Source organism: Variovorax sp. S12S4 (genome assembly GCF_023195515.1).
In the GTDB taxonomy this organism is placed as follows: Bacteria; Pseudomonadota; Gammaproteobacteria; order Burkholderiales; family Burkholderiaceae_C; genus Variovorax.
Genome location: NZ_JALPKR020000002.1, coordinates 1,376,912 through 1,401,062, shown reverse-complemented (window position 1 = coordinate 1,401,062; position 24,151 = coordinate 1,376,912). Strand labels below are relative to the sequence as shown.

Here is a 24,151-nt window from a genome sequence, read left to right as displayed (position 1 = left end):
TTGGACGGAAGCCGCGCCGGTGCGCGAAGCACTTGGCAACTACTACAAGGAGAAGCAGGAGATTCCCGAATCCCTTGCAACCGCCGGCGCGCCCGAGGCCTTGCCCGGCGGTTCTGTGCTGACGCTCGATACCGACACCATGGTGGTCGACGTGGAGCTCCCCAAGGCAAAGGGCACGCTGCGCATGGAACCCTCGGCTACCGAGGAAGGCATTGCCTGGAACTGCGTGGCCGGCGACGACCTGTCGCAAAAAGCCTTGCCGGTTTCCTGCCGCAAGTGACGGCCGGGTCATGGCCAGGTGACGGCCAGGTGATGGCCATCAAAGCGTAAGAGAAGTTTTCCGCCTGTCGAACTGTCCGACAGGCGGACCCGGCCGGTGCCGATGCACGCCGTGGGGGTGGGCTTTAGGGTGAACTCTTGTCCAAGGAGTCTTCACCCATGTCCGTAATTTCTTCTTCACTCGACGGAATGAAGGTTGCCATCCTCGTGTCCGACGGCTTCGAGCAAGCCGAGATGACCGAGCCGCGCAAGGCGCTCGAAGGCGCCGGCGCGCAGACGCAGATCGTTTCGCCGCTCGACGGCAGCGTGCGCGCCTGGAGACACCTCGACCCGGCCGACACCTTCGAAGTCGACGTGCCGCTCAAGAACGCCAATGCCGATGATTTCGATGCACTGCTTTTGCCCGGCGGTGTCGTCAACCCCGATGCGCTGCGCATCGACCAGAAGGCCGTGGCCTTCGTGCGCGCGTTCGTCGAAGCGGGCAAACCCATTGCCGCAATCTGCCATGGCCCATGGACGCTCATCGACGCGGGCGGCGCCAAGGGCCGCAAGATGACCTCGTGGCCGTCGCTGCGCGCAGACCTGCAGAACGCCGGCGCGAAGTGGTTCGACAAGGAAGTGGTGGTCGACCAGAACCTGGTGACGAGCCGCAAACCCGATGACCTGCCCGCGTTCAACCGCGAGATGACGAAGGTGTTCGAACTCTCTTACGAAGACGCCATTCATTGATGCGGGCTGGAACGGGGCCGGTATTCAGGGTGTGAAGTCCGGCCCCGTGTAGCGCGCACGCGGCCTTATCAGTTGCCCTGTGGCCTGCTGCTCGAGCACGTGGGCCGTCCAGCCCACCGTGCGCGCGAGCGCAAAAAGCATGAACGGTGCATCGGCCGGCAGCTTGTGCACGGCCGCCATGGCCACCAGCGCAAAGTCGATGTTCACCGCTTCGCCCAGCAGCCTTTCGCCCGCGGCACGCAGCTCCGCGAACACGGGCGGAAGCTCGATGCCCGCGAGCAGCGCCGCGCAGCGCGCGTCGCCTTGCGGATACAGCGGGTGGCCGAAAGCCGCGAGCGGCCGGTCGTGCGCGAGCCACTCGCGCACCGCGGCCTCGCTGCCCGACGCGGCGGCGTCGCGCACGAGCGCCTGGACCGCCGCCGCCGCGCCGCCATGCAACGGACCTGTGAGCGTCGAAAGGCCGGTGAGCAGGCACGCCGCCATCGAAGCACCGGTCGATGCAGTCACGCGCGCCGCGAAGGTCGATGCGTTGAGTTCATGGTCGGCCATCAGCACCAGCGCGCGGCGCAATGCATCGGCCGCTTTGGGGCGGCGCCAGGCCGCGGCAAGCCGCGCATGCAAGGGCAAGGCGGCCGAAGAGGCCGGCCCCAGCAGTGCATTGGCCAGCGTGCCGATCGCTTCCGCTGCCTCGGCCTGCAGCACCGCGCGTGAGCGGCCGCGCGAGGGCAGATCGACCGCGGCTCGCGCCGCGAGTGCGAGCAGGCCCGCCTGCAAGGACGTCGCTTGCTTGGTGTTGCTCACCGGTAGGGAGGCAGTGCATGCGAAGCGCTGCGGTGCGCTCTCCCACAGCAGCCCCGCCACGTCTTCCAGCGTTGCATGCTCCGCCAGCAGACAGGCGTCCTGCCCGCGGTACCAGAGCCGCCCCTCGGCCACCGTGGACACGCCGGAGGACAGCACCGGCTCGCCCCATTGAATGGCTTCGCTTGCCACCGCCTCGCTGCTGCGCCGCCCGCGCGTGCGCGCAGCAATGCGCTGCACGTCGTCGCGGTTGTAGAGGCTGCGGCGCGGGTCCGCCGCGTCGGGCTTGGCGCGAATGCGGCCACGGCTCACGCTGGCGTAGAGGGTTTGCGGCCGCACCTGCATCAGTTCGAGCGCCTCTGCGGCGGGCAGCCAGAGCGGTGGTTTGGTCATGTTGATGGATTAAATCAAGATTGACGTCAATGTTAGCGCCGACAGAATGAACGCCATCTCATCAAGGAGTGCAAGAAATGAACGACGAAGATGGCGGCGGCCTCGAAGGCGTGGTGGCCGCGCACACGGTGTTGTCCGAAGTGGATGGCGCCGCCGGCCGGCTGGTGATTCGCGGCCATGAGCTCGATGAAATCGCGCAGCACTGGCGCTACGAAGAAGCGGTGGCGCTGCTGTTCCAGGGCTTCTTCGACAAACTGCCCGACGCAGCCGGCCTGCGCGCAGGGCTGGGCCGCGCACGGCGCGAGGCCTTCGAGCGGCTGCAACCCAATGACGATGCCATGCTGCGCAAGCTGCCGCCCATCGAAGCGGTCCGTGCCCTGCTGGCGCGCCTGCCCGACGGCGACGACCTGCCCACCGCGCTGCGGCTGGTGGCGGCGCCTGCGGTCTACACCGCAGCGGTGACGCGCTGGCGGCTGGGCGTGCAGGCGCTCGCACCCGACGAAGCGCTGCCGCAGGCTGCCGACATGCTTCGCATGCTGCACGGCCGCACCCCCACCGAGGCGCGGGTTGCCGCGCTCGACACCTACCTGGTCACCGTCTGCGATCACGGCCTGAATGCGTCGACCTTTGCCGCGCGGGTGGTGGCCTCGACCGGCGCGGGGCTTGCGTCGGCGGTGCTCGCCGGCATCAGCGCACTCAAGGGCCCCTTGCATGGCGGTGCGCCGGGCCCGGTGCTCGACGCGCTCGATGCCATCGGCACCGCGGCCAATGCCCGGGCCTGGCTCGAAGCGGCCGTGGCCGACGGCCAGCGGCTGATGGGCTTCGGCCATCGCATCTACCGCGTGCGCGATCCGCGCGCCGATGCGCTCAAGGGGCGCTGCGCCGGCTGGGCGCCGAGGGCAGCGTCAATGCGGCGCGCTTCGAACTGGCCGAGGCTGCCGAGAAAGCCGCGCTCGCCATCCTGCGCGAGAAGAAGCCCGGCCGCGCGCTCGAAACCAATGTGGAGTTCTACACCGCGCTGCTGCTCGAAGCGCTGGGCTTCGGCCGCGAGAGCTTCACCTGCGTGTTCGCCGCCGGACGCGTGAGCGGATGGATCGCGCATGCGCGCGAGCAGGTGAAGAAGGGGCGGTTGATAAGGCCGCAATCGGTGTACGTGGGGCCCGCGCCTGAAGAGGCCGAGGCCGCGCTCGCGCACTGAGCTCAAGCAGGCCGCATCGCGTGGTCTCCGGATTGCCGCCGCGTTCCGGTACGCTCGCCGTTTTCGAATCGCCCGGCCCACGCACGCCGGGCGACGGATTCATCAAGGCGAAAGTATTCCCATCGTATGGCGGCATCCCCATCTTCCTTCGAGCGCGCGCAGCGCCTGCCCATGGACTTCGCATGGATCGTGGTGGCGATCGATGCGGCCCTCTTCATCGTGAACATGACGGTGCAGCTGCTGCCTTCGTCGCCGCACAGCGAGCAGATGCGCAGCGTGTACGCGCAGCCGGGCGTGTGGGTTCCGCTGCTGTCTCGCGTTGCCACGGTGTGGCTGCTGGCCGCTACGCTGGCGTGGTGCCATGCGCGCAAGGCGCTCGACGAGCGCGGCGCCGCCCGTGTTGCGCAGCTTCGCAGTCCAACGAGCCGTTTTGCCGCCGTGTTCCTGCCGGCGATGGTCATCAATGCGCTTGCATTGACGCCGCTGTTCTACCAGGCACAGGTGCTCTTCATGCCGGGCGGCTCGCTGCACGAGACGGTCGACATGTACGGCCTTCGCTCGATCATGGCCATGTCGATGCTGGTGCAGTCGGTCATCCAGATGATTGTTCTGGTTGCGAGCGTGTGGCTTGCCGCCCGTTTCGCACTGCGCGAGCGCGGCATGGCCATCGAGGATGACGCGCCCGCTGCCGCAACATCGACCCGCCGCGCGGTGGCGCTCGTGATCGCCGCGATGTTCGTCTCGCTGCAGATGTGGGTCGGCAACGTCGCAAGCGGCTGGGTCGACACGTCGAGGGACTCCGACCTGCTGCCGCTTCTTCTCGGCTGGTTCGCGGTGCCGCTGCTGGTCTATGGCCTGGCGTTCTGGGGCGCATGGCTCGGCGCCGCGCCGGCGCCCGTGCAAACGCGTCCTTTCAGGGCCGTGGCGGCGGCGGTTACGGCTTTTGCCATGCTGCAGGCGGTCTGCATTGCCCTCGCCGTCGGCGGGCTGGTGTGGGTTGCCAGCGTGAGCTTTTCGGGTCGCAGCAGCGACGGCAATCTCTTGATGCTCGCCATCGCAATGGCGGCGGTCTACCTGGTGCTGCTGGTGGTGCTGGTGCGCGCCATCACGCGCCGCCTCTACCGCCGCTACTTGTAGCTGCGCGCGTCCTCGATCACCTTGCCGTCGTTTGGGAGCGTGCCCGGCGCCACCAGCTCGATGGTGCCGCGCAGCTTGGTCACTTCGCGCACCGCATCGGCAATGCGCGCATCGAGCCCGGCCGGCGCGCCGGCGCACTCGAGCCTGAAGGTCATCTGGTCGTCGCCCATTTCGCCTGACACCACGAGGCGCGCGCGCACGATCTCCGGAAAACGTCGCGCGATCTCGGCCACCTGCGAAGGATGCACAAACATGCCGCGCACCTTGGTGGTCTGGTCGGCGCGGCCGAGCCAGCCCTTGATGCGCTTGTTGGTGCGGCCGGTAGGGCAGGTGCCCGCGAGCACCGCGGAGAGGTCTCCGGTGCCAAAGCGCACCAGCGGGTAGTCGGGGTTGAAGGTGGTCACCACAATCTCGCCCACCTCGCCGTCGGGCACCGGATCTCCGGTGCCGGGGCGCACGATCTCGACCAGCACGCCTTCGTCGATCACCAGGCCTTCGCGTGCGCTGGTCTCATAAGCGATCAGGCCGAGGTCGGCAGTGGCATAGCACTGCGTGCCCTTCACGCCATGCGCAGCAATCCAGTCGTGCAGGCTGGGCGGAAAGGCTTCGCCGGAAACAAGGGCCTTGGTGAGCGAAGGCAGCTTCAGGCCTTTCTCTTCGGCCTTTTCGAGCAAGATTTTCAGGAAGCTCGGCGTGCCTGCATAGCCCTCGGGTTTCAGGTCGACCATGGCTTCGAGCTGCTGCTCGGTCTGGCCGGTGCCGCCAGCAAACACGGTGCAACCCATGGCACGCGCGCCGCTCTCCATGATGGAGCCGGCCGGTGTCATGTGGTAGCTGAAGCTGTTGTGGATGAGCTCGCCGGTGCGAAAGCCCGCCGCATGCAATGCACGTGCGGTGCGCCAGTAGTCGCGCGCTTCGCCTTCGGGCTCGTAGATGGTGCCGGGGCTTGCGAACACGCGCGGCATGCGGGTGCCGCGGCCGATGGCAGAAAACCCGCCAAAGGGTCGTCGGCGCGGCGCTGCTTCTGCAGTTCGAGCAGTTCCGTCTTGCGCGTGACGGGCAGCTTGGCGAGCGCTTCGCGTGTCGTGATGTCGGCGGGCTTTACGCCGTCGAAAATCTTTGCGAAAGCGGGCGCGGCGGTCTGGGCCTGCGCAATCTGCTTCGGCAACGCGGCCAGGAGGTCGCGCTCGCGTTCGGCGGGGTCACGGATTTCTAGCTTGTCGTAGTGGTCGGTCATGTCCGTACCCTTCATCTTTCAGTTCTGTTATTCCGTGAGGCTGGTTTGCGGCGCTGTGCAATGCGGGAGCCCTCAGGGCGTGTGCAAAGGCCACCGGGTACTCCCCCTCCGCGAATGTCCCCCGGGGCTGCGCCCCTCCTCCTTTATTTCGCTGCGGGGAGCACCCGATGCCCTGTGCACCGGGGCACGCTGCTGGTGTACCGCTGATCAACCACTGCTCTGTGCAACGAGCACGCCGATGGGGTGCCTTGCGCAGCGAAATAAAGGAGGAGCCGAAGGCGGGGGACATTCGCGGAGCAAGGTACCCCGTCGGCGGGATCGCGCCCTGAACAGCAGCGCACCGGTGCTTCACGCCAGCCACCTCTTGCGCCGCTTGTAGCTCTTCACGTCGCGAAAACTCTTCCGGTCCGCACCGCCGACGCCAAGATAGAACTCTTTCACGTCCTCGTTCTCGCGCAGGCTCTTGGCCTCGCCGTCCATCACGATGCGGCCGTTCTCCAGGATGTAGCCGTAGTCGGCGTAGCGCAGCGCCATGTTGGTGTTCTGCTCGGCCAGCAGAAAGGTCACGCGCTCCTTGGTGTTCAGGTCTTTCACGATCTCGAACACCTCCTCCACGATCTGCGGCGCCAGGCCCATCGACGGCTCGTCGAGCAGCACCATCGTCGGGTTGGCCATCAGCGCGCGGCCGATGGCGCACATCTGCTGCTCGCCGCCCGAGGTGTAGGCCGCCTGCGATGTGCGCCGCGTCCTCAGGCGCGGGAAGTACGCATACACCTTCTCCAGCGTCTGCTGCACCGCCGCCTTGCCGTCGGTGCGCGTGTAGGCGCCGGTCATCAGGTTTTCCTCGATCGTCAGGTGCGCGAAGCAGTGGCGGCCTTCCATCACCTGGATCAGCCCGCGCTTCACCAGTTCGGAGGGCGAGAGCGCCTCGATGCGCTCGCCGCGCAACTCGATGGTGCCCTTGGTCACCGCGCCGCGTTCGCCCGCGAGCAGGTTGCTCACCGCGCGCAGCGTGGTTGTCTTGCCCGCGCCATTGCCGCCGAGCAGCGCCACGATGCCGCCCTCGGGTACCGTGAGCGAAACGCCTTTCAGCACCAGGATCACGTGGTTGTAGATGACCTCGATGCCGTTGACGTCGAGAAGGATTTTGGATTCGCTCATGGTGTGTTCCGAAGCATTCGAAAGAACAACGACAGGAGGCTGTTCTTTCGAATGGCGGCTCTTGCGAGCCGCCACCGTCGTCAGGTCATCAGGAGCTGCAGTCCGCCGCGTCGCGGCGGGTGAGCTTCTTCTCGCCCGCGTACTTCTCGGCCGCAACCTTCACCATCGGCTTGATGATCTGCTCGTCGGCCTGGTACCAGTCGGACATGCCGCCCCACTTGGCGCCGTCCCAGGTGTGCACGCGCGCCCAGGTCGATCCCATGTGGTCCTGGCACGATGTGCTCAGCGGACGCAGCACGCCCGAGAAGCCCAGCGAGTCGAGCTTCTTCTGGTCGAGCGCCAGGTTCTCCATGCCCCAGCGCACTTGCTCGCCGGTCATGACCTTGCCTTTGCCGAAGCGCTCCTGCGCGCGCTTCACGGCTTCGACGCCGAGCATCTGGATGATCACGCCGCGCGTGTAGAGCACCGAGCCCACTTCTTCCTTCGGTCCCGTGCCCTGGCCCTTGTCGTGCACCTGCTTGAGGATTTCCTGGATCACCTTGGGCTCGGTGCCCGAGGTGTTGAGCGCCAGCGCGTTGTAGCCCTTGGCATTGGCGCCCACGTCCTTCACGTCGGGCTCGGCGCCGGCCCACCACACGCCGTACATCTTCTCGCGCGGGTAGCCCGTGGCCACAGCTTCCTTCAGTGCGGTGGAGTTCATCACGCCCCAGCCCCACAGCAGCACGTAGTCGGGACGCGACTGGCGCACCTGCAGCCAGGCGGACTTCTGCTCGACGCCGGGCGCGGTGACCGGAATGAGCGACAGCTCGAAGCCGTTCTGCTTGGCGCGCTCCTGCAGCAGCGGAATCGGCTCCTTGCCGAAAGGCGAGTCGTGATAGACAAGGGCGATCTTCTTGCCCTTGAGCTTGTCCATGCCGCCTTCCTTCTTGCCGATGTGCTGCACCAGGATGTCGGCCGCGGTCCAGTAGCTGCCCATCAGCGGGAAGTTCCACTTGAACACGCTGCCGTCCTGCGACGCCGAGAGGCCGTAGCCCAGCGTGATGAGCGGGATCTTGTCGGTGGGCACCTTGTCGGTCAGCGCAAAGGTGATGCCGGTCGCCTGCGGGTCGAACAGCGTCACGCCGGGGCGGCCCTTCAGCCGCTCGTAGCACTCCACGCCCTTGTCGGTCGCGTAGCCGGTCTCGCATTCTTCGTAGGCAATCTTCACGCCGTTGATGCCGCCTGTGGCGTTGACGTACTTGATGTAGTCCTGCTTGCCGTTGGCCCATGGCGTGCCGTTGGGCGCGTACGGCCCGGTGCGGTACACCAGCAGCGGGAAGAACTGTTCCTTGGCCTGGGCTTGCGCGAGCGATGGCGCGAGCAGCGTGCCGACAGTGCCGGCCACCAGGGCGGCGGTCAGAGCGAGCGATTTCAGTTTCATGCCTGTCTCCTTATGTGGGCACCTCTGTGCCGGTTTCTACGAACGAAGAAAATCAACTGGGGGAAGGGCCAGAGCCGCAATTTCTCCTTGCCCGTGGACCACAGCCTTGCAAGGCCGTGCGGCTCCACGATCAGGAAGAACACGATCAGCGCGCCGAAGATCATGGTCTCCAGGTGCGAGGCCAGCGCGGTCGAAATCGAGAAGCCCAGCCACCCGGGCAGCTGGTTCAAAAAGAGCGGCAGCAGCACGATGAACGCGGCGCCGAAGAAGCTGCCCATGATTGAGCCGAGCCCGCCGATGATCACCATGAAGAGCAGCTGGAACGAGCGGTCGATGCTGAACGCCGCCGGCTCCCATGCGCCCAGGTGAATGAAGCCCCACAGCGCGCCGGCCACGCCGACGATGAAGCTGCTCACCGCAAAGGCCGTGAGCTTGGCGTACACCGGGCGAATGCCGATCACCGCGGCGGCCACGTCCATGTCGCGCATGGCCATCCACTCGCGGCCGATGGCGCTGCGCACCAGGTTCTTGGCGAGCAGCGCGAACACCACCACGAAGACCAGGCAGAACAGATACTTCTGCACCGGCGACTCGATCGGCACGCCGAACACGTTGAGCCCCGCCACGCTCACCGAACCCGACGACGAGTTGTTGGTGAACCACTGGATGCGAAGAAACGCCCAGTCGGTGAAGAACTGCGCCGCCAGCGTGGCCACCGCGAGGTACAGCCCCTTGATGCGCAAGCTGGGAATACCGAACAGCACGCCGATGATCGTGGCGCAGAGGCCGCCGAGCAGCAGCGATGCAATCAGCGGCATGCCGTCGATGCGCACCTGGAAGTTGTAGGCCGCATACGCGCCCACCGCCATGAAGGCGCCGGTGCCCAGCGAGATCTGCCCGCAGTAGCCGACCAGGATGTTGAGGCCCAGCGCCGCAAGCGAAAGAATCAGGAAGGGCGTGAGGATGGCGCGCATCCAGTAGTCGGACACGCCCAGCGGCACCACGATGAAAGCCACGAGCAGCAGCACCAGGATGGCGATGCGGTCCTGCGCGATCGGGAAGATCTGCTGGTCGGCCCTGTAGCTCGACTTGAATTGGCCGTTTTCTCTATAGAACATCTCAAACCCGATCGATGATCTTCTCGCCGAACAGGCCTTGCGGGCGAACCAGCAGGAAGACCAGGGCAAGAACGTAGGCAAACCAGATCTCGATGCCGCCACCGAGCATGGGGCCGAGATAAATTTCAGAAAGCTTCTCGCCCACACCGATCAGCAGGCCGCCGATGATGGCGCCCGGAATCGAGGTGAGGCCACCCAGAATCACCACCGGCAGCGCCTTCAGCGCCACCAGCGAAAGCGAGAACTGCACGCCCAGCTTCGATCCCCAGATGATCCCGGCCACCAGAGCCGAGAAGCCGGCCACCGACCACACGATCACCCAGATGCGCTTGAGCGGAATGCCGATGGACTGCGCGGCCTGGTGGTCGTCGGCCACCGCGCGCAGCGCGCGGCCCGTGGCGGTCTTCTGGAAGAAGATGGCCAGCACCACCACAAGGCCCGCTGCCACCAGCGCGGCAATCAGGTCCTCCTGGCTCAGCAGCAGCCCGCCCTGGAAGGTACCCTGCAGCACCATCAGCGGTTCCTTGGGCATGCCCACGTCGATCTTGTAGATGTCGTTGCCGAAGATCGTCTGGCCCACGCCATCCAGAAAGTAGGCAATGCCCAGCGTGGCCATCAGGAGCGTGATGCCTTCCTGGTTCACCAGCTTGCTGAGCGCGAGCCGCTCGATGAGCCAGGCCACGATCACCATTACGCCCATGGCCGCGACAAAGGCCAGGATGTTCGCGAGGATCTGGCTTTCGAAGCCGAACCACTGCGGAAACCACTCGGCAAAGCGCGCCATGGCCAGCGCCGCGAACAGCACCATGGCGCCCTGCGCAAAGTTGAAGACGCCCGAGGCCTTGTAGATCAGCACGAAGCCGATGGCGATCAGCGAATAGAGCATGCCGACCATGAGGCCGCCGAAGAGGGTTTCGAGGAAAAAGCCCATGGTCAATGTCTCTCTTGTTCTTCTCCCTCCCCTTCCGGGGAGGGTTGGGGTGGGGGGCAGGCGGCGCTCGATGAAGCGCGGCCGTGTAGCGAGGGCTGTCGGGCCCCCTTCCCAGCCTTCCCCCAGAGGGGGAAGGAGCAATGCATCAGCGTCGGGTGTGGCATGGCGTCAGTGCTCCACACCCAGGTACGCCCGGATGACGTCTTCGTTGTTTCGCACCTCATGGGGCGTGCCGTCGCCGATCTTTTTGCCGTAGTCGAGCACCACCACGCGGTCGGAGATGTCCATCACCACGCCCATGTCGTGCTCGATCAGGACGATGGTGGCGCCGAACTCGTCGTTCACGTCGAGGATGAAGCGGCTCATGTCCTGCTTTTCTTCCACGTTCATGCCGGCCATCGGCTCGTCGAGCAGCAGCACCTGCGGCTCCATGGCAAGCGCGCGGCCCAGGTCGACGCGCTTTTGCAAGCCGTAGGGCAGGCGGCCCACGGGCGTCTTGCGGTGTGCCTGAATCTCGAGAAAGTCGATGATGTGCTCGACGAACTCGCGGTGCTTCAGCTCTTCGCGCTCGGCCGGACCCCAGCGCAGCGCCTGCGCGAACAGGCCGCTCTTCATCTTGAGGTTGCGCCCCGTCATGATGTTGTCGAGCACGCTCATGCCTTTGAAGAGTGCAAGATTCTGGAAGGTGCGCGCCACGCCCATCTCGGCCACCTGGCGCGAGTTCATGTGCTTGAAGGTCTGGCCGCGGAAGGTGATGGAGCCCTGCTGCGGCCAGTACACGCCGTTGATGCAGTTCAGCATCGAGCTCTTGCCCGCGCCGTTGGGGCCGATGATGGCCCGCACCTCATGCTCGCGCACGTTGAAGCTGATATCGGTGAGCGCCTTCACGCCGCCGAAGCTCAGCGAGATGTTCTGTACGTCGAGAATGACGTCGCCGATTTTTCTGTTGCTGCTCATGCCGCCGCCTTCACGATGGGGAAGGTCTTGGCCTCGACGATCTTCAGCGTGGCGCTGACAACCCCCGTGCGTCCGTCCTCGAACTTGACCTGGGTCTCGATGAACTGCTCGGTCTTGCGGCCGTAGAGCGCATCGACAAGCACCGCGTATTTCTCGGCGATGAAGCCGCGGCGCACCTTGCGTGTGCGGGTGAGCTCGTCGTCGTCGGGGTCGAGCTCCTTGTGCAGCACCAGGAAGCGCGCGATCTGCGTCTCGCCCATGCCGGCTTCGCTCGCAAGGTCTGCATTCACCTTGGCGATGCATTCGCCCACCAGCGCCAGCACCTCGGGCTTGCCGGCCAGGTCGACGTAGCCGCCGTAAGCCAAGCCGCGCCGCTCGGCCCAGTTGCCCACGGCCTCGAAGTCGATGTTGATGGCCGCGCAGACTTCGTTGCGTCCGTTGCCGAAGCACACGGCTTCCTTGATCTGCGGAAAGAACTTGAGCTTGTTCTCGATGTAGTTGGGCGCAAAGATCGCGCCGCTCACGAGCCGGCCCACGTCCTTCGCACGGTCGATGATGCGCAGGTGCCCTTCGCTGTCGAGCACGCCCGCATCGCCGGTGTGGAAGTAGCCGTTCGCGTCGAGCACTTCGGCGGTGGCGTCGGGGCGCTTGTAGTATTCCTTCAGCACCGACACGCCGCGCACCAGCACCTCGCCGTCGTCGGCAATCTTCAGTTCGATGCCCGGTGCGGCGGTGCCCACCGTCTGCAGCTTGACCTTGCCGTCCTGCTGCAGGCACACATAGGCGCAGGTCTCGGTCTGGCCGTAGAACTGCTTCAGGTTGACGCCAATGGAGCGGTAGAAGCGAAACAGGTCGGGCCCGATGGCCGCGCCGGCGGTGTACGCCACGCGAATGCGGCTCATGCCCAGCACGTTGCGCAGCGGCCCATACACCAGCAGGTTGCCCAGGCTGTACATCAGCCGGTCGCCCGTGCCCACCGGCGCGCCGTTGAGGATGTCCGCGCCCACGCGCTGCGCAAGCGCCATGAACTTTGCATACAGCCAGCGCTTGGGCGCCGCCGCGTCTTCCATGCGGATCGACACGGCCGTGAGCAGCCCTTCGAAGGTGCGCGGCGGGCCGAAGTAATAGCTTGGGCCGATCTCGCGCATGTCGTTCATCACCGTCTCGCTCGACTCGGGGCAGTTGAGCGTGAAGCCGCCCACCAGCCACTGCGCCACCGAGAACAGGTGGTCGCCCACCCACGCCATCGGCAGGTAGCTCATGATGTTGTCGCCGGGGCCGAGCTTGTCGGTTTCCACGCCGCCGCGGCCCGCCGCGATGAAGCTCGCATGCGTCTGGCACACGCCCTTGGGCCGGCCGGTGGTGCCGGAGGTGTAGAGGATCACGCCGACATCGCTTGCCTCGCCGCTGGCCACCGCGCGGTCGTAGTAGCCGGGGTTCGCCGCGTCGAAGGTGCGGCCCAGTTCGCGCAGCTGGTCGTAGCTCATGAGCCCGGGCTGGTCGTAATGGCGCAGGCCCTTGGGGTCGTCGTAGATGATGTGGCGGATGCCGTGCTGTTCGTTCTTTTGCAGCTCGCGGCACTCGAGCAGCTTGTCCACCTGCTCCTGGTCTTCGACGATCACGAAGTCGATGGCTGCGTCCTGCAGCATGAAGACCATTTCGCTGGCCACCGCGTCCTGGTAGAGCGGCACCGGCACGCCGCGCAGGCTTTGTGCCGCGAGCACCGCCATGTACAGGTGCGGGCGGTTGGCGCCCACGATGGACAGGTTGTCGAAGGGCTTGAAGCCCAGGCTCGCGAGGCCGCAGGCCATCTCGCGCACCTCTTGGGCCACGGCGCTCCAGCTCCAGGTCTGCCAGATGCCCAGGTCCTTCTCGCGAACGGCGGGCGCATCGGGCTGGGCCTGGGCGTGGGCGAGCAGCAGGCGGGGAAAGGTGGGGTCGGTGGTTTGCACAGTGGGCGGATCGTAGGCCTCACTTTGACGCTGGGTTGTCGTTCCAACGACAATCCTAGGGACACTACTCCCCGGAGTTTCCCGATGCTTCACGGCCATTCAAACCACAGCCTGCACGGCGCTTCGATCAAGGACCGCGCGCGTTCTCCCAATGCCGAAGAGCTCGACGGCATTCCGTGGCTGCCCGCGCTCACGCCCACCGAGCGGCGCCGCGCGGAAGCCGCGCTGGTGGTGGGCGAGGCCGAGGTCGGCGACCTGGTGTGCCGTGTCGGCCGCTCGCCCACCTACTGGTTCGGCGTGGTCGAAGGCCTGCTCAAGATGAGCAACGACAACGCCGACGGCGGCTCCGTCACCTATGCCGGCATACCGCCGGGCGGTTGGTTCGGCGAAGGCACGGTCATGAAGCGCGAGCCCTACCGCTACAACATCCAGGCGCTGCGGCGCAGCGTGGTGGCGGGCCTGCCGATCGACAGCTTTCATTGGCTGCTGGATCACTCGATCGGCTTCAACCGCTTTGTGATGAACCAGCTCAACGAGCGGCTCGGCCAGTTCATTGCGGCGCTGGAGATCGACCGCCTCAACAACCCCGACGCGCGCGTGGCGCGCAACCTGGTGTCGCTGTTCAACCCGGTGCTGTACCCCGGCGTGGGCGAAGTCTTGCGCATCACGCAGCAGGAGCTGGCCTACCTGGTCGGCCTTTCGCGCCAGCGCGTGAACGAGGCGCTCAACGGCCTTTCGGCGCAGGGGTTGATCCGTGTCGAGTACGGTGGGCTGCGCGTGCTCGACCTGCCGGGCCTGCGCGCCACCGCGATATCGAACAAGAAGAACACCTCACCGGAAACGGAAACCTCATGACCCTCGAAGACCAGCTCCAGATCGTTTCCGCCAATGCCGAGGCGGCCCTTGTTCCGCCGCCCGAGACGCGCAAACCAGACACCGGCGAGACCGGCCCCACGCTCGAAGAAGCGATGGCGCGCAACGAGGCACTCACCGAGAAGCTCGATGCGCTCGACGCGGTGCTCGCCAAGCCGCTTGCCGAAATCCTTGCCGAGCGCGAGAAGGCCGACGAGGCCGCTCTTGCATGGGACCGCTTCGGCGCCATGTGGATGCTTTCGCAGCGCGCCATGCGGCGCGTGGCACTCGACCTTGCGGCGCAACTCGGCGTGAGCGAGGAAGAAGTCGTGGCGCGCGCCATGACCCACGCCAATGCGGTGCTCAACGGTGCGGACGAGGTCGACCTGGGCGGCACCATCGCACCGGCACAGTTGCAGCACATCGCGCGGCATCGCAACTTCCTGCGCAAGCAGTTCCGCACCGGTTGAGCCGCCGGGCCCTTGTTTGCATACCGCTTAACCTTCCGCCTTCGTTCAAGAAAGTTCTTTTGATGACCACCTCCCAACTCACCCTGATCACCGGCGCGTCGCGCGGCCTGGGCCGTGCCATGGCCGCGCAGCTGCTGCAGGCCGGCCACATGGTGCTCGGCATCTCGCGCAGGCAAGACCCGCAGCTGGCCGAGCTGGCCGCCAAGGCCGGCGCCGAGCTCATCCAGTGGGAGCAGGACCTGTCGGAGCCTGTCGCCGCAGCGGCGCGCCTCTCCGCCTGGCTCAAGACGCTCGACGGCCAGCGCTTCGACGGCGTAACCCTGATCAACAACGCGGGCACCGTCGGCAACCCGGCGCCGCTCGCGAGCGCAGTGCCGGCCGAACTGGCGCAGGCTCTTCGCATCGGTCTCGAAGCGCCGATGCTGCTGACCGCCGCCTTCCTGGGTGCCACCCGCGAATGGCGCGGCGCGCGCAAGGTGCTGAACATCTCGTCGGGCCTGGGCCGCAATGCCATGGGCAGCCAGGCGCCTTACTGCGCCGCCAAGGCGGGCATGGACCACTACTCGCGCGCCGTGGCACTCGAAGAGGCTCAGTCGCCGAACGGCGCGCGCATCGTGTCGCTGGCGCCGGGCGTGATCGACACCGACATGCAGGTGCAATTGCGCGGTGCGTCGGCCGAGAAGTTTCCGGACCGCGGGCGCTTCGAAAAGCTGAAGAACGAAGGCATGCTCGACAGCCCCGAGACCGCCGCGGCCAAGGTGCTCAAGTACCTGGCGCGCGCGGATTTCGGCAGCAACCCCGTGGCCGACGTGCGCGACCCGGCCTGAACGCCGGGCACAAAAAGCCGAGAACGAACATGGCCACCGCAAAGTCGATCGACACCAACGACTACAAGCTCTTTCCTTCGCCGAGGAACGTGCACCGCATCGTCTTCGAGCACCAGGTCTTCGTGCCGTATCCGTACGCGCTGATCGTGATGGACGAGTTCTACTTCAAGGGCCGCTACAGCCTGTTCTCCGCCTGCCGCCTCAGCGACGGAAAGATGGGGCAGGTCGCAACGTTCGAGCTGCCGTCGGACGTGGAGATCTTCAACAAGAAGTTCACGCCCGACTGACCTGTCTTTTCTCCCTCCCCTTCCGGGGAGGGCAGGGGTGGGGAACGACGGCTTTCATTGCCGCGCAGCCTCCAATGCGGGAGCCGCCCCCATCCCAGCCTTCCCCCAGAGGGGGAAGGAGCAGGGCAACGTCGCCTACTGCAGCAAGAACCTGTCGCGCTGCGCCCGCGCGCACCCGCCCATTACCGCCAGCGACCGCTCCACCGTGGGCGTGCCCAGCACAAAGGGGTTTGCGGCCGGAGCAGGCTGCTGCCGCAGCGCGGCCAGCTTGGCTTGCGAGCCGTCGATGTTGGAGTGGTTCGACAGCAGCACGTCGATGCGCTGGGTCTGCACGATCGCGCCCATGCGCTCCGTCGCGCCGATGTAGCTGTCGAGCCGCGGCACGTCCTTGCCGAAATTGAAGCCCGTGCCGCCCCAGAGCATGGCGCGGTGCTTCTGGCCGTTCGAAGCGACGTCGAACACCGGAGAGATCGTGCCCATGGTGTGGCCGGGCGTGAGGTACAGCGTCACGCTGGTGTCGCCCAGCGTGATGCGGTCGCCGTCCTTCGCGGAAATGCCGCCCGCGCTGCGCTTGGGCGGCGCGCCCCAGATCGGCGTCGCAAACTCGAGCCGGGTTTCGGTCATGGTCCAGTCGGCCTCGCTCATCACCACGCGTGCGCGGTACTTCTCGGCAAGGTAGGGCGCGCCGCCGTAGTGGTCGCCATGGCCGTGCGTGACGATCACGTACTTGATCTGCGCCGGGTCGAGGCCGAGCTTGCGCATGCCGCCTTCGATGAGCGCCGCGGCCTCGGCCTGGGTGTTGAGCGCATCGATGAGGATGATGCCGTCCGTGGTCTTGATGGCCCAGGCGCTCACCCAGTCGGCACCCACGAAATACAGGTTGTCGAAAGCCTGGCCCGGCGGCGGCGCGGGCCGCGCGATGAATGCGGCCAGGCCCTTGTCCAGCTCGGCCTGCGGCGGCCGGGTGGCGGGAGCGGGTTTGCAGAGGGTCAGCAGTGCCGTCAGGTCGGTGCCGGCGGCGCGCGTGGCGGTGGCGACATGCGAGGCAACGCTGGCCTGCGACGGGGCCATCTGCTGCTGAGGCGTCTGCGCGCAGCCCTGCAACAGGGCGACCGCCACCGCGGCCAGCGCGGTGGTGTTCAGCAGAAAGGCGTTGTTGGAATTCTTGCGCAGTGCCATCGCTGTCTCCGTACCGCCGGTGCGGCCTGTGGTGGAGACGCCATTCTGCGACGGCGCGTGCTTATTCGATGGTCGCGCCCGAGGCTTGCACGATGCCCTTCCACTTCTCGTAGTCGGTCTTCAGCAGCGTCTCGAATTGTTCGGGCGTCATGGCCTGCGGCTCGGCGCCCTGGGCAATGATGGCGGCCTTCATCTCCGGCGTGGCCAGCAGCTTGTTCACTTCCGTATTCAGCGTGGCGATCACGTCCTTCGGCGTCTTGGCCGGCACGAAGACGCCGTACCAGGTGGACACGTCGAAGCCCTTGTAGCCGAGCTCGGCCACGGTGGGCGTGTCGGGCAGCGAGGTGCTGCGCTTGGCCGAGGTCACGGCCAGGGGGCGCAGCTTGCCTGCCTTGATCTGCGCCAGCGCCGAAGGCACCGACGACACCATCAGGTCGACGTTGCCCGCCAGCACATCCATCATGGCGGCGTTGGAGCCCTTGTAGGGCACATGGCGCATCTTGATCTGCGCGGCGCCGTTGAAGATTTCGCCGGCCAGGTGAATGGTGGTGCCGTTTCCGGGCGAGCCGTAGGTGACGGTGTCGGGCGCGGCGCGCGCGGCGGTGACCACGTCGTTCAGCGTCTTGAACTTGGAGTTGGCCTGCGTGACGATCACCACGGGCGTGTAGGCCACATGGGCCACGGCGGTGAGGTCTTTCACCGGGTTGTAGCTCAGGTTCTTGTAGAGCCAGGGCGCAACGACCATGTTGTCCTTCTGGCCCATCACGATGTCGTAGCCGCCGGGCGCGGCGCGCGCGGCCTCGGCAATGCCGATGGTGCCGCCGGCGCCACCGCGGTTGTCGGGCACCACGGTCCAGTGGTTGGCTTCGGTGAGTTTCTGGGCCACGAGGCGCGCCAGGATGTCGGTGCCGCCGCCGGGCGGGAAGGGCACGATCATGCGAATGGGCTTGGCGGGGTAGGCCTGGGCTTGCGCGGCAGGGGCGGCGAACGTGAGGGCAAGGGCGGCCAGGGGAAGGGCCAGCGCAAGGGCCAGCGGGCGGGTGAGTTTGCGGATCATGGGTTTGTCTCTGTATCGGGGGCTTGTCGGGTGCGGATCAAGGGGCAGATTTTCAGGCCTTGCCAAGCACTGCACCAAGGGTGCAGTGTGCCGGAAGCCCGGCAGTGCGGTTTTCTTCGTTCGAGATGGGCCCCGTATCGGGTAGCGGCGGCTTGACATGTCCGTTGCGGGGCAGAAGATGGGTGCCCATCCACACAGGAGACAGCCATGCTCGGAAACATCAATGCGGTGCCCAACCTCGCGGTGAAGGACCTTGCCGTGGCCCGCCGCTTCTACGAAGACACGCTGGGCCTGACGCCGGCCGACACGGATTGCGAGGACATGATCGCCTACCGCAGCGGTAACACCCGTATCAATGTCTACTGCTCGTCATTCGCCGGCACCAACCAGGCCACGGCCGTGACCTGGGCGGTCGGCGGCGACATCGAAGGGCTCGTGGCGGCGCTCAAGGCCAAGGGCGTGCGCTTCGAGCACTACGACATGCCGAACACGACGCTAGCGGGCGACATCCACGTCATGGACAAGATGAAGGTCGCCTGGTTCAAGGACCCGGACGGCAACATCCTCAACCTCGTCAACGAGTGAGGATGCCGCCGGCGGGAACTTCGGCTGGCATCAGCCGAAGTTCTTGGCCGCGAAGTCCCAGTTCACCAGCTTGGCCAGGAAGGTCTCGACGAACTTCGGGCGCAGGTTGCGGTAGTCGATGTAATAGGCGTGTTCCCACACGTCCACCGTCAGCACCGGGGTGTCGCCCGTGGTCAGCGGCGTGCCGGCGGCGCCCATGTTCACGATGTCCACCGAACCGTCGGCCTTCTTCACCAGCCACGTCCAGCCCGAGCCGAAGTTGCCCACGGCCGACTTCACGAACGCTTCCTTGAACGCGTCGTAGCTGCCCCACTTGGCATCGATGGCCTTGGCCAGCGCGCCGCTGGGAGCACCGCCGCCCTGGGGCTTCATGCAGTTCCAGAAGAAGGTGTGGTTCCAGATTTGCGCGGCGTTGTTGTAGATGCCGCCGCTGGACTTCTTGACGATCTCCTCGAGCGTCATCGATTCGAACTCGGTGCCCTTTTGCAGGTTGTTCAGGTTCACCACGTAGGCGTTGTGGTGCTTGCCGTAGTGGTACTCGAGGGTTTCCTTCGAGTACTCGGGTGCCAGCGCGTCGAGGGCGTAGGGCAGGGGTGGGAGGGTGTGTTCCATGGTGGGTCTTTCCTTTCGGGTTTTGAAAACAGTCTGAATCAAGGCGCGTTCCTGGGGCTTACCTGGTAGGCGCAGCGCCGCGCGCCCGCAAGCACATGCTCGACGCGGCTCACGCTTGCGTCGGTTCCCAGCACTTCTTCGAAGAGCTGCAGTTCGCTGCGGCAAAAGCCCGTGCAGGCCCGCGCCGCGGTGCAGATGGGGCAATGGTTTTCTATGAACAGAAAGCCCTCGCCCTCGGGCCGGAACTCGGCCATGTAGCCTTCGCGGCTGCGGATTTCGGCTAGCCGTTCGAGCTTCGTCTTCAGGCTGCGCGCGCCCAGCATCGCCTCGCGGTAGTTGGCGCGCATGGATTCCTCGCGCGCGCCGATGAGCTGGTCCATGCCCTTCTCGCCGAACACGGTGATCACGGCGCTGATCATCTGCACCGTCATCTCGGCATGCGTGTCGGGAAAGCGTGCGTGCCCGGCGCCGGTCAGCCGCCATATCTGCGTCGGCCTGCCGCGGCCCGCCGGCCGGCTCTCGGCGTCGACCAGCCCGTCGGACTGCAGCTTGACCATCTGCTGGCGCACCGCCTCCACCGTCACGTCGAGCACCTTGGCAATGTCGGGAATGCCGAGCGCGCCGCGGGTCTTGAGCGTGGACAGGATGCGGTCCGCCGGCTGGTGCGGCGTCCAGGCGGGCTTCAGGTCGAGGGGGCGGGTGGTCATCCTTTTTATTTCACAGGTTTGGCTTTGATTATTGAATGACTGTGCATCCGCTGTCGAGGGCCTTGCGAAAGACGGGACGTCTTTACGGTTTCTTTATGCGGCCTCGCCGACTCTGTTCCCCGTTTTTACGGGCCCCTGCCGAGACTCGATGCCTTGGTTTCGCTGCAGGAGCAATGAATGGATTTCGTCTGGATGGGCGTCTTGCTGGCGCTGTGGGCCGCGCTGGCGGCCATGGCCTTCGGGCTGAACCGGCTCGAAGGGCCGGGCGCAATGAATGCGCCGAATGAGCTGAACACGGGCGAAGGAGAGCGGCCATGATCAGCCTCGAAGCGCTCTACGGCTTCGGCGCGTTGATTGCCGTCGTCCTCTTCGCGTACCTGGTGTTCGCGCTGATCTGCGCGGAGGAGTTCTGAAATGACCGCCTCCGCCTGGTCCTTGCTGGCCCTCTTTCTCGCGGCGCTTGTACTGCTGGCATGGCCGGTCGGCAAGCTTCTTGCCGCGCTGTGCGACGGACGCCTGCCGCGCTGGATGCAGCGCATCGAGGCGCCGCTCTACAAGCTCGCGGGCACCAAGCCCGGGCAATCGATGCACTGGCTGCGCTATGCGCTCGCGCTGCTGGCCTTCAATGCCGTTGGCGCGATCTTTCTGTACGCGCTGCAGCGCCTGCAGGGCTGGCTGCCGCTCAACCCCGCCGGCATGGGGGGCGTGTCGCCCGACTCGGCCTTCAACACCGCGGTGAGCTTCGTCTCCAACACCAACTGGCAGGGCTATGCCGGTGAATCGACCATGAGCTACCTCACGCAGATGCTCGGGCTCACGGTGCAGAACTTCTTCTCGGCCGCCACGGGCATTGCGGTGGCCTTTGCGCTGGTGCGCGGCTTCGCGCGCCGCGGCGACGGCAAGAGCGGTGGCCTGGTCGGCAACTTCTGGGCGGACATCACACGCATCACGCTGTGGCTGCTGGTGCCGCTGTCGTTCGCGCTGGCGGTGGCCTTTGCCGGGCAGGGCGTGATCCAGAACTTCGACGCCTACAAGACCGTGCAAACGGTCGAGGCGGTTGCAGGAACGCAAACACAGACGCTCGCCATGGGCCCTGTCGCTTCGCAGGAGGCCATCAAGATGATCGGCACCAACGGCGGCGGCTTCTTCAACGCCAACTCGGCACACCCGTATGAAAACCCGACCGCGCTCAGCAACCTGCTGCAGATGATCGCGATCTTTTTGATTCCGGCGGCGCTGTGCTTCGCATTCGGCCGCGTGGTCGGCGACATGCGGCAAGGGTGGGCCGTGCTTGCGGCAATGACGGTGATGTTCGTGCTTGCGGTGATTGCCATCATTCCCGCCGAACATACCGGCAATCCGCTGTTCGCTTCGATGGGGGTCGACCAGGCGGCGAGCGCGCTGCAAAGCGGCGGCAACATGGAAGGCAAGGAGGTGCGCTTCGGCATCGACGCATCGGCGCTCTTCGCGGCCGTGACCACCGCGGCATCTTGCGGCGCGGTCAATGCCATGCACGACTCGTTCACGCCGCTAGGCGGCATGGTGCCGCTGGTGCTCATGCAGCTGGGCGAGGTGGTGTTCGGCGGCGTGGGCAGCGGCCTCTACGGCATGCTGATCTTCGCGATGCTCGCGGTGTTCATTGCGGGCCTGATGATCGGCCGCACGCCTGAGTACCTCGGCAAGAAGATCGAGGTGCGCGAGATGAAGCTGATCTCCATCGCCATCCTGGTCACGCCCATCCTGGTGTTGGCCGGCACCGCGGTGGCGGTGATCGCAGGCGCCGGCAAGGCCGGCATCGCCAACCCGGGTGCGCATGGGTTCTCTGAAATTCTGTATGCGCTGAGCTCGGCCGCCAACAACAACGGCAGCGCCTTCGCGGGCCTTTCGGCCAACACGCCGTTCTACAACGGCCTGCTTGGGCTGGCCATGTGGCTGGGCCGCTTCGCGATGATCGTGCCGGTGCTGGCCATTGCCGGCTCGCTGGCCGCGAAGAAGCGCCTGCCGGTCACCGGCGGCACCCTGCCCACGCACGGGCCGCTGTTCGTCTCGCTGCTGATCGGCACCGTGCTGCTGGTCGGCCTGCTCAACTATGTGCCGGCATTGGCTCTCGGGCCCGTTGTCGAACACCTGGTGCTCTGGAAATAACGGGCGCGCACCATGACTGCCAATACAAAAACCTCTCTCTCGCTGCTCGACGCGGCGCTGGTCAAGCCTGCGCTGTGGGGCGCCTTCGCCAAGCTCAGCCCGCGCACGCAGTGGCGCAACCCGGTGATGTTCATCGTGTACATCGGCAGCATTCTCACGACGCTGCTCTGGGTGCATTCGCTGAGCTTTCCGGGCGACACCGGCATGAAGCCCGCGTTTGTGCTGGCCATTACCGTGTGGCTGTGGTTCACCGTGCTGTTTGCCAACTTTGCCGAAGCACTGGCCGAGGGCCGCAGCAAGGCGCAGGCGGCATCGCTGCGCGGTCTTCGCAAGGACACCTGGGCCAAGAAGCTGCAGGAGCCGCATCACGGCGCGACGTTCCTGCCGGAGCAGGCGCCCAACCTGCGCAAGGGCGACGTGGTGCTGGTCGAAACCGGCGATGTGATCCCGCTCGACGGCGAAGTCATCGAAGGCGTGGCCTCGGTCGACGAGAGCGCCATCACCGGCGAATCGGCACCCGTGGTGCGCGAATCGGGCGGCGACTTTTCTGCCGTGACCGGCGGCACGCGCGTGCTGTCCGACTGGCTGGTGGTGCGCATTTCGGTGAACCCGGGCGAGTCGTTCCTCGACCGCATGATCGGCATGGTCGAGGCGGCCAAGCGCCACAAGACGCCCAACGAGATCGCGCTCACCATCTTGCTGGTGGCGCTCACGCTCGTGTTCCTGATGGTCACCGTCACCCTGCTGCCATTCTCGGTGTTCAGCGTGGAGGCGGCGGGCGCGGGCACCGTGGTGTCGCTCACCGCACTGGTGGCGCTGCTGGTGTGCCTGATTCCCACCACCATCGGCGGCCTGCTCTCGGCCGTGGGCGTGGCGGGCATGAGCCGCATGATGCAGGCCAACGTGATTGCCACCTCGGGCCGCGCCGTGGAAGCGGCCGGCGACGTCGACGTGCTGCTGCTCGACAAGACCGGCACCATCACGCATGGCAACCGCCAGGCCAGCGCTTTCCTGCCCGCGCCCGGCGTGACCAAGGCTCGCCTGGCCCGCGCCGCGATGGTCGCCTCGCTGGCCGACGAAACGCCCGAAGGCCGCAGCATCGTCGAATTGGCGCGTCGCGACGGACTCGAAGTCACGGCGGTGGAAGGTGCACGCTTCGTGCAGTTCACCGCGCAGACCCGCATGAGCGGCGCCGACCTGCCGGCGGCGCCCAACAGCCTGGATACTGAAGTCGTGCTGCTGCGCAAGGGCGCGGTCGATGCGATTCGCCGGCACGTCGAATCGATGGGCGGCAGCGTGCCGGCCGAGGTGCTGCGCGCGTCCGAGGAGACTGCGCGCCGCGGCAGCACGCCGCTGGCCGTGGCCGAGGGTAACCGCATCCTCGGCGTGGTCGAGCTCAAGGACATCGTGAAGACCGGCATCAAGGATCGCTTCGCCGAGCTGCGCCGCATGGGCATCAAGACGGTGATGATCACCGGCGACAACAAGCTCACCGCCGCGGCCATTGCGGCCGAGGCGGGCGTGGACGACTTCCTGGCCGAAGCCACGCCGGAGGACAAGCTGGCGCTGATCCGCAAATACCAGTCCGAAGGCCGCCTGGTCGCGATGACCGGCGACGGCACCAACGACGCCCCTGCGCTGGCGCAGGCCGATGTGGCGGTGGCCATGGGCAGCGGCACGCAGGCCGCAAAGGAGGCCGGCAACATGGTCGACCTGGACTCGAACCCGACCAAGCTGCTCGAGGTGGTGGAGACCGGCAAGGCGCTGCTCATGACGCGCGGCTCGCTCACCACCTTCTCGATTGCGAACGACGTGGCGAAGTACTTCGCCATCATTCCCGCGATTTTTGTCTCGACCTATCCGCAGCTGGGTGCGCTCAACGTGATGCGGCTTGCGAGCCCTTCGTCGGCGATCCTGTCGGCGGTGATCTTCAATGCGCTGGTCATCGTGTTCCTGATTCCACTGGCGCTCAAGGGCGTGCGCTACCGGCCGGTGGGCGCTGCTGCGCTGTTGCGCCGCAACCTGGCCATCTACGGCCTCGGCGGCCTGCTCGTCCCTTTCATCGGCATCAAGTTGATCGACTGGCTGCTCGTCGCCGTCCATCTCGTCTGAGGAGTTCT

The 24,151-nt window shown here is 66.2% G+C and carries 21 protein-coding genes and 4 pseudogenes; 13 read left to right on the top strand and 12 right to left on the bottom strand.

All coding sequences use genetic code 11. The annotated features are described in order from the left end of the window. Positions 1 to 10 precede the first annotated feature (10 nt). Positions 11 to 280, top strand: a pseudogene (locus M0765_RS07205) (peptidase M48); the annotation flags it as partial. A 158-nt stretch (positions 281 to 438) separates the two neighbouring features. Continuing rightward, positions 439 to 1,008, top strand: a complete 570-nt coding sequence (locus M0765_RS07200; protein ID WP_274708767.1) for a type 1 glutamine amidotransferase domain-containing protein — start codon at positions 439 to 441, stop codon at positions 1,006 to 1,008. Between the two features lie 24 nt (positions 1,009 to 1,032). Here the strand turns inward: M0765_RS07200 and M0765_RS07195 are convergent, their stop codons facing one another. Further along, positions 1,033 to 2,199: a citrate synthase gene (locus M0765_RS07195; protein ID WP_258502813.1), complete on the bottom strand. Its 1,167-nt coding sequence runs from the start codon at positions 2,197 to 2,199 to the stop codon at positions 1,033 to 1,035. A gap of 77 nt (positions 2,200 to 2,276) precedes the next feature. Between M0765_RS07195 and M0765_RS07190 the strand changes: the two are divergent. Together M0765_RS07190 and M0765_RS07180 are read left to right on the top strand one after the other, a co-directional pair. Then, positions 2,277 to 3,397, top strand: a pseudogene (locus tag M0765_RS07190) (citrate synthase/methylcitrate synthase). A 126-nt stretch (positions 3,398 to 3,523) separates the two neighbouring features. Continuing rightward, positions 3,524 to 4,534, top strand: coding sequence for a hypothetical protein (locus tag M0765_RS07180; protein WP_258502812.1), 1,011 nt, complete (start codon positions 3,524 to 3,526; stop codon positions 4,532 to 4,534). Here M0765_RS07180 and M0765_RS07175 read toward each other — a convergent pair. The 7 genes and pseudogenes from M0765_RS07175 to M0765_RS07145 form a co-directional block, all read right to left on the bottom strand. After that, positions 4,525 to 5,771 (bottom strand): annotated as a pseudogene (locus M0765_RS07175) (phenylacetate--CoA ligase family protein). The gene M0765_RS07180 and the pseudogene M0765_RS07175 sit on opposite strands and share 10 nt — an antisense overlap. 348 nt (positions 5,772 to 6,119) lie before the next feature. After that, positions 6,120 to 6,932, bottom strand: a complete 813-nt coding sequence (locus tag M0765_RS07170; RefSeq protein WP_258502811.1) for an ABC transporter ATP-binding protein — start codon at positions 6,930 to 6,932, stop codon at positions 6,120 to 6,122. 88 nt (positions 6,933 to 7,020) lie between these two features. Next, a complete protein-coding gene (locus tag M0765_RS07165) occupies positions 7,021 to 8,352 on the bottom strand; it encodes an ABC transporter substrate-binding protein (protein ID WP_258502810.1) in 1,332 nt (443 codons plus the stop codon). A gap of 59 nt (positions 8,353 to 8,411) precedes the next feature. Then, positions 8,412 to 9,470, bottom strand: a pseudogene (locus M0765_RS07160) (branched-chain amino acid ABC transporter permease); the annotation flags it as partial. A gap of 1 nt (position 9,471) precedes the next feature. Further along, positions 9,472 to 10,401, bottom strand: coding sequence for a branched-chain amino acid ABC transporter permease (locus M0765_RS07155; protein WP_258502809.1), 930 nt, complete (start codon positions 10,399 to 10,401; stop codon positions 9,472 to 9,474). 168 nt (positions 10,402 to 10,569) lie between these two features. Further along, a complete protein-coding gene (locus tag M0765_RS07150) occupies positions 10,570 to 11,358 on the bottom strand; it encodes an ABC transporter ATP-binding protein (RefSeq protein ID WP_258502808.1) in 789 nt (262 codons plus the stop codon). After that, on the bottom strand, positions 11,355 to 13,310 hold the full coding sequence (locus M0765_RS07145; protein ID WP_258502807.1) for an AMP-dependent synthetase/ligase: 1,956 nt from the start codon (positions 13,308 to 13,310) through the stop codon (positions 11,355 to 11,357). Before M0765_RS07145 ends, M0765_RS07150 begins: the two co-directional genes overlap by 4 nt. Before the next feature lie 84 nt (positions 13,311 to 13,394). Between M0765_RS07145 and M0765_RS07140 the strand changes: the two genes are divergently transcribed. From M0765_RS07140 to M0765_RS07125, 4 genes are all read left to right on the top strand, one after another. Then, positions 13,395 to 14,165 (top strand): Crp/Fnr family transcriptional regulator, encoded by a 771-nt coding sequence (locus M0765_RS07140; RefSeq protein ID WP_258502806.1) that lies wholly within the window; start codon positions 13,395 to 13,397, stop codon positions 14,163 to 14,165. Further along, the gene (locus tag M0765_RS07135; RefSeq protein WP_258502805.1) at positions 14,162 to 14,632 is read left to right on the top strand and encodes a hypothetical protein; all 471 of its coding nucleotides are present in this window, start codon (positions 14,162 to 14,164) and stop codon (positions 14,630 to 14,632) included. Before M0765_RS07140 ends, M0765_RS07135 begins: the two co-directional genes overlap by 4 nt. Before the next feature lie 62 nt (positions 14,633 to 14,694). Continuing rightward, positions 14,695 to 15,459: an SDR family NAD(P)-dependent oxidoreductase gene (locus tag M0765_RS07130; protein WP_258502804.1), complete on the top strand. Its 765-nt coding sequence runs from the start codon at positions 14,695 to 14,697 to the stop codon at positions 15,457 to 15,459. A 29-nt stretch (positions 15,460 to 15,488) separates the two neighbouring features. Beyond that, positions 15,489 to 15,746, top strand: coding sequence for a hypothetical protein (locus tag M0765_RS07125; protein WP_258502803.1), 258 nt, complete (start codon positions 15,489 to 15,491; stop codon positions 15,744 to 15,746). 135 nt (positions 15,747 to 15,881) lie between these two features. Here the strand turns inward: M0765_RS07125 and M0765_RS07120 are convergent, their stop codons facing one another. Both M0765_RS07120 and M0765_RS07115 read right to left on the bottom strand, forming a co-directional pair. Next, entirely contained in the window at positions 15,882 to 16,925 is a 1,044-nt protein-coding gene (locus M0765_RS07120) for an MBL fold metallo-hydrolase (RefSeq protein ID WP_258502801.1), read from the bottom strand. A 61-nt stretch (positions 16,926 to 16,986) separates the two neighbouring features. After that, positions 16,987 to 17,982 (bottom strand): Bug family tripartite tricarboxylate transporter substrate binding protein, encoded by a 996-nt coding sequence (locus M0765_RS07115; RefSeq protein WP_258502800.1) that lies wholly within the window; start codon positions 17,980 to 17,982, stop codon positions 16,987 to 16,989. 207 nt (positions 17,983 to 18,189) lie between these two features. On the opposite strand from M0765_RS07115, the gene M0765_RS07110 reads away from it, so the two are divergent. Beyond that, on the top strand, positions 18,190 to 18,567 hold the full coding sequence (locus M0765_RS07110; protein WP_258502799.1) for a VOC family protein: 378 nt from the start codon (positions 18,190 to 18,192) through the stop codon (positions 18,565 to 18,567). Positions 18,568 to 18,597: 30 nt separating this feature from the next. Here the strand turns inward: M0765_RS07110 and M0765_RS07105 are convergent, their stop codons facing one another. Further along, positions 18,598 to 19,179, bottom strand: coding sequence for a superoxide dismutase (locus tag M0765_RS07105; RefSeq protein ID WP_258502798.1), 582 nt, complete (start codon positions 19,177 to 19,179; stop codon positions 18,598 to 18,600). A gap of 38 nt (positions 19,180 to 19,217) precedes the next feature. Next, positions 19,218 to 19,886 (bottom strand): helix-turn-helix transcriptional regulator, encoded by a 669-nt coding sequence (locus M0765_RS07100; protein ID WP_258502797.1) that lies wholly within the window; start codon positions 19,884 to 19,886, stop codon positions 19,218 to 19,220. Positions 19,887 to 20,063: 177 nt separating this feature from the next. Here M0765_RS07100 and M0765_RS07095 point away from each other — a divergent pair, with 177 nt between their 5' ends. From M0765_RS07095 to kdpB, 4 genes are read left to right on the top strand one after another with little or no spacing between them, the layout of a single operon-like run. Then, entirely contained in the window at positions 20,064 to 20,204 is a 141-nt protein-coding gene (locus M0765_RS07095; protein WP_258502796.1) for a hypothetical protein, read from the top strand. After that, on the top strand, positions 20,201 to 20,299 hold the full coding sequence (gene kdpF, locus M0765_RS07090) for a K(+)-transporting ATPase subunit F (RefSeq protein WP_041943086.1): 99 nt from the start codon (positions 20,201 to 20,203) through the stop codon (positions 20,297 to 20,299). Before M0765_RS07095 ends, kdpF begins: the two co-directional genes overlap by 4 nt. A 1-nt stretch (position 20,300) precedes the next feature. Continuing rightward, on the top strand, positions 20,301 to 22,031 hold the full coding sequence (gene kdpA, locus M0765_RS07085) for a potassium-transporting ATPase subunit KdpA (RefSeq protein WP_258502792.1): 1,731 nt from the start codon (positions 20,301 to 20,303) through the stop codon (positions 22,029 to 22,031). Between the two features lie 12 nt (positions 22,032 to 22,043). Further along, the gene (gene kdpB / locus M0765_RS07080) at positions 22,044 to 24,143 is read left to right on the top strand and encodes a potassium-transporting ATPase subunit KdpB (protein ID WP_258502790.1); all 2,100 of its coding nucleotides are present in this window, start codon (positions 22,044 to 22,046) and stop codon (positions 24,141 to 24,143) included. Positions 24,144 to 24,151 lie beyond the last annotated feature (8 nt).

Coding starts and splice junctions, on each gene's coding strand:
- M0765_RS07200 (WP_274708767.1), top strand. CDS start 439: ATGTCCGTAATTTCTTCTTCACTCGACGGAATGAAGGTTGCCATCCTC.
- M0765_RS07195 (WP_258502813.1), bottom strand. CDS start 2,199: ATGACCAAACCACCGCTCTGGCTGCCCGCCGCAGAGGCGCTCGAACTG.
- M0765_RS07180 (WP_258502812.1), top strand. CDS start 3,524: ATGGCGGCATCCCCATCTTCCTTCGAGCGCGCGCAGCGCCTGCCCATG.
- M0765_RS07170 (WP_258502811.1), bottom strand. CDS start 6,932: ATGAGCGAATCCAAAATCCTTCTCGACGTCAACGGCATCGAGGTCATC.
- M0765_RS07165 (WP_258502810.1), bottom strand. CDS start 8,352: ATGAAACTGAAATCGCTCGCTCTGACCGCCGCCCTGGTGGCCGGCACT.
- M0765_RS07155 (WP_258502809.1), bottom strand. CDS start 10,401: ATGGGCTTTTTCCTCGAAACCCTCTTCGGCGGCCTCATGGTCGGCATG.
- M0765_RS07150 (WP_258502808.1), bottom strand. CDS start 11,358: ATGAGCAGCAACAGAAAAATCGGCGACGTCATTCTCGACGTACAGAAC.
- M0765_RS07140 (WP_258502806.1), top strand. CDS start 13,395: ATGCTTCACGGCCATTCAAACCACAGCCTGCACGGCGCTTCGATCAAG.
- M0765_RS07135 (WP_258502805.1), top strand. CDS start 14,162: ATGACCCTCGAAGACCAGCTCCAGATCGTTTCCGCCAATGCCGAGGCG.
- M0765_RS07130 (WP_258502804.1), top strand. CDS start 14,695: ATGACCACCTCCCAACTCACCCTGATCACCGGCGCGTCGCGCGGCCTG.
- M0765_RS07125 (WP_258502803.1), top strand. CDS start 15,489: ATGGCCACCGCAAAGTCGATCGACACCAACGACTACAAGCTCTTTCCT.
- M0765_RS07120 (WP_258502801.1), bottom strand. CDS start 16,925: ATGGCACTGCGCAAGAATTCCAACAACGCCTTTCTGCTGAACACCACC.
- M0765_RS07115 (WP_258502800.1), bottom strand. CDS start 17,982: ATGATCCGCAAACTCACCCGCCCGCTGGCCCTTGCGCTGGCCCTTCCC.
- M0765_RS07110 (WP_258502799.1), top strand. CDS start 18,190: ATGCTCGGAAACATCAATGCGGTGCCCAACCTCGCGGTGAAGGACCTT.
- M0765_RS07105 (WP_258502798.1), bottom strand. CDS start 19,179: ATGGAACACACCCTCCCACCCCTGCCCTACGCCCTCGACGCGCTGGCA.
- M0765_RS07100 (WP_258502797.1), bottom strand. CDS start 19,886: ATGACCACCCGCCCCCTCGACCTGAAGCCCGCCTGGACGCCGCACCAG.
- M0765_RS07095 (WP_258502796.1), top strand. CDS start 20,064: ATGGATTTCGTCTGGATGGGCGTCTTGCTGGCGCTGTGGGCCGCGCTG.
- kdpF (WP_041943086.1), top strand. CDS start 20,201: ATGATCAGCCTCGAAGCGCTCTACGGCTTCGGCGCGTTGATTGCCGTC.
- kdpA (WP_258502792.1), top strand. CDS start 20,301: ATGACCGCCTCCGCCTGGTCCTTGCTGGCCCTCTTTCTCGCGGCGCTT.
- kdpB (WP_258502790.1), top strand. CDS start 22,044: ATGACTGCCAATACAAAAACCTCTCTCTCGCTGCTCGACGCGGCGCTG.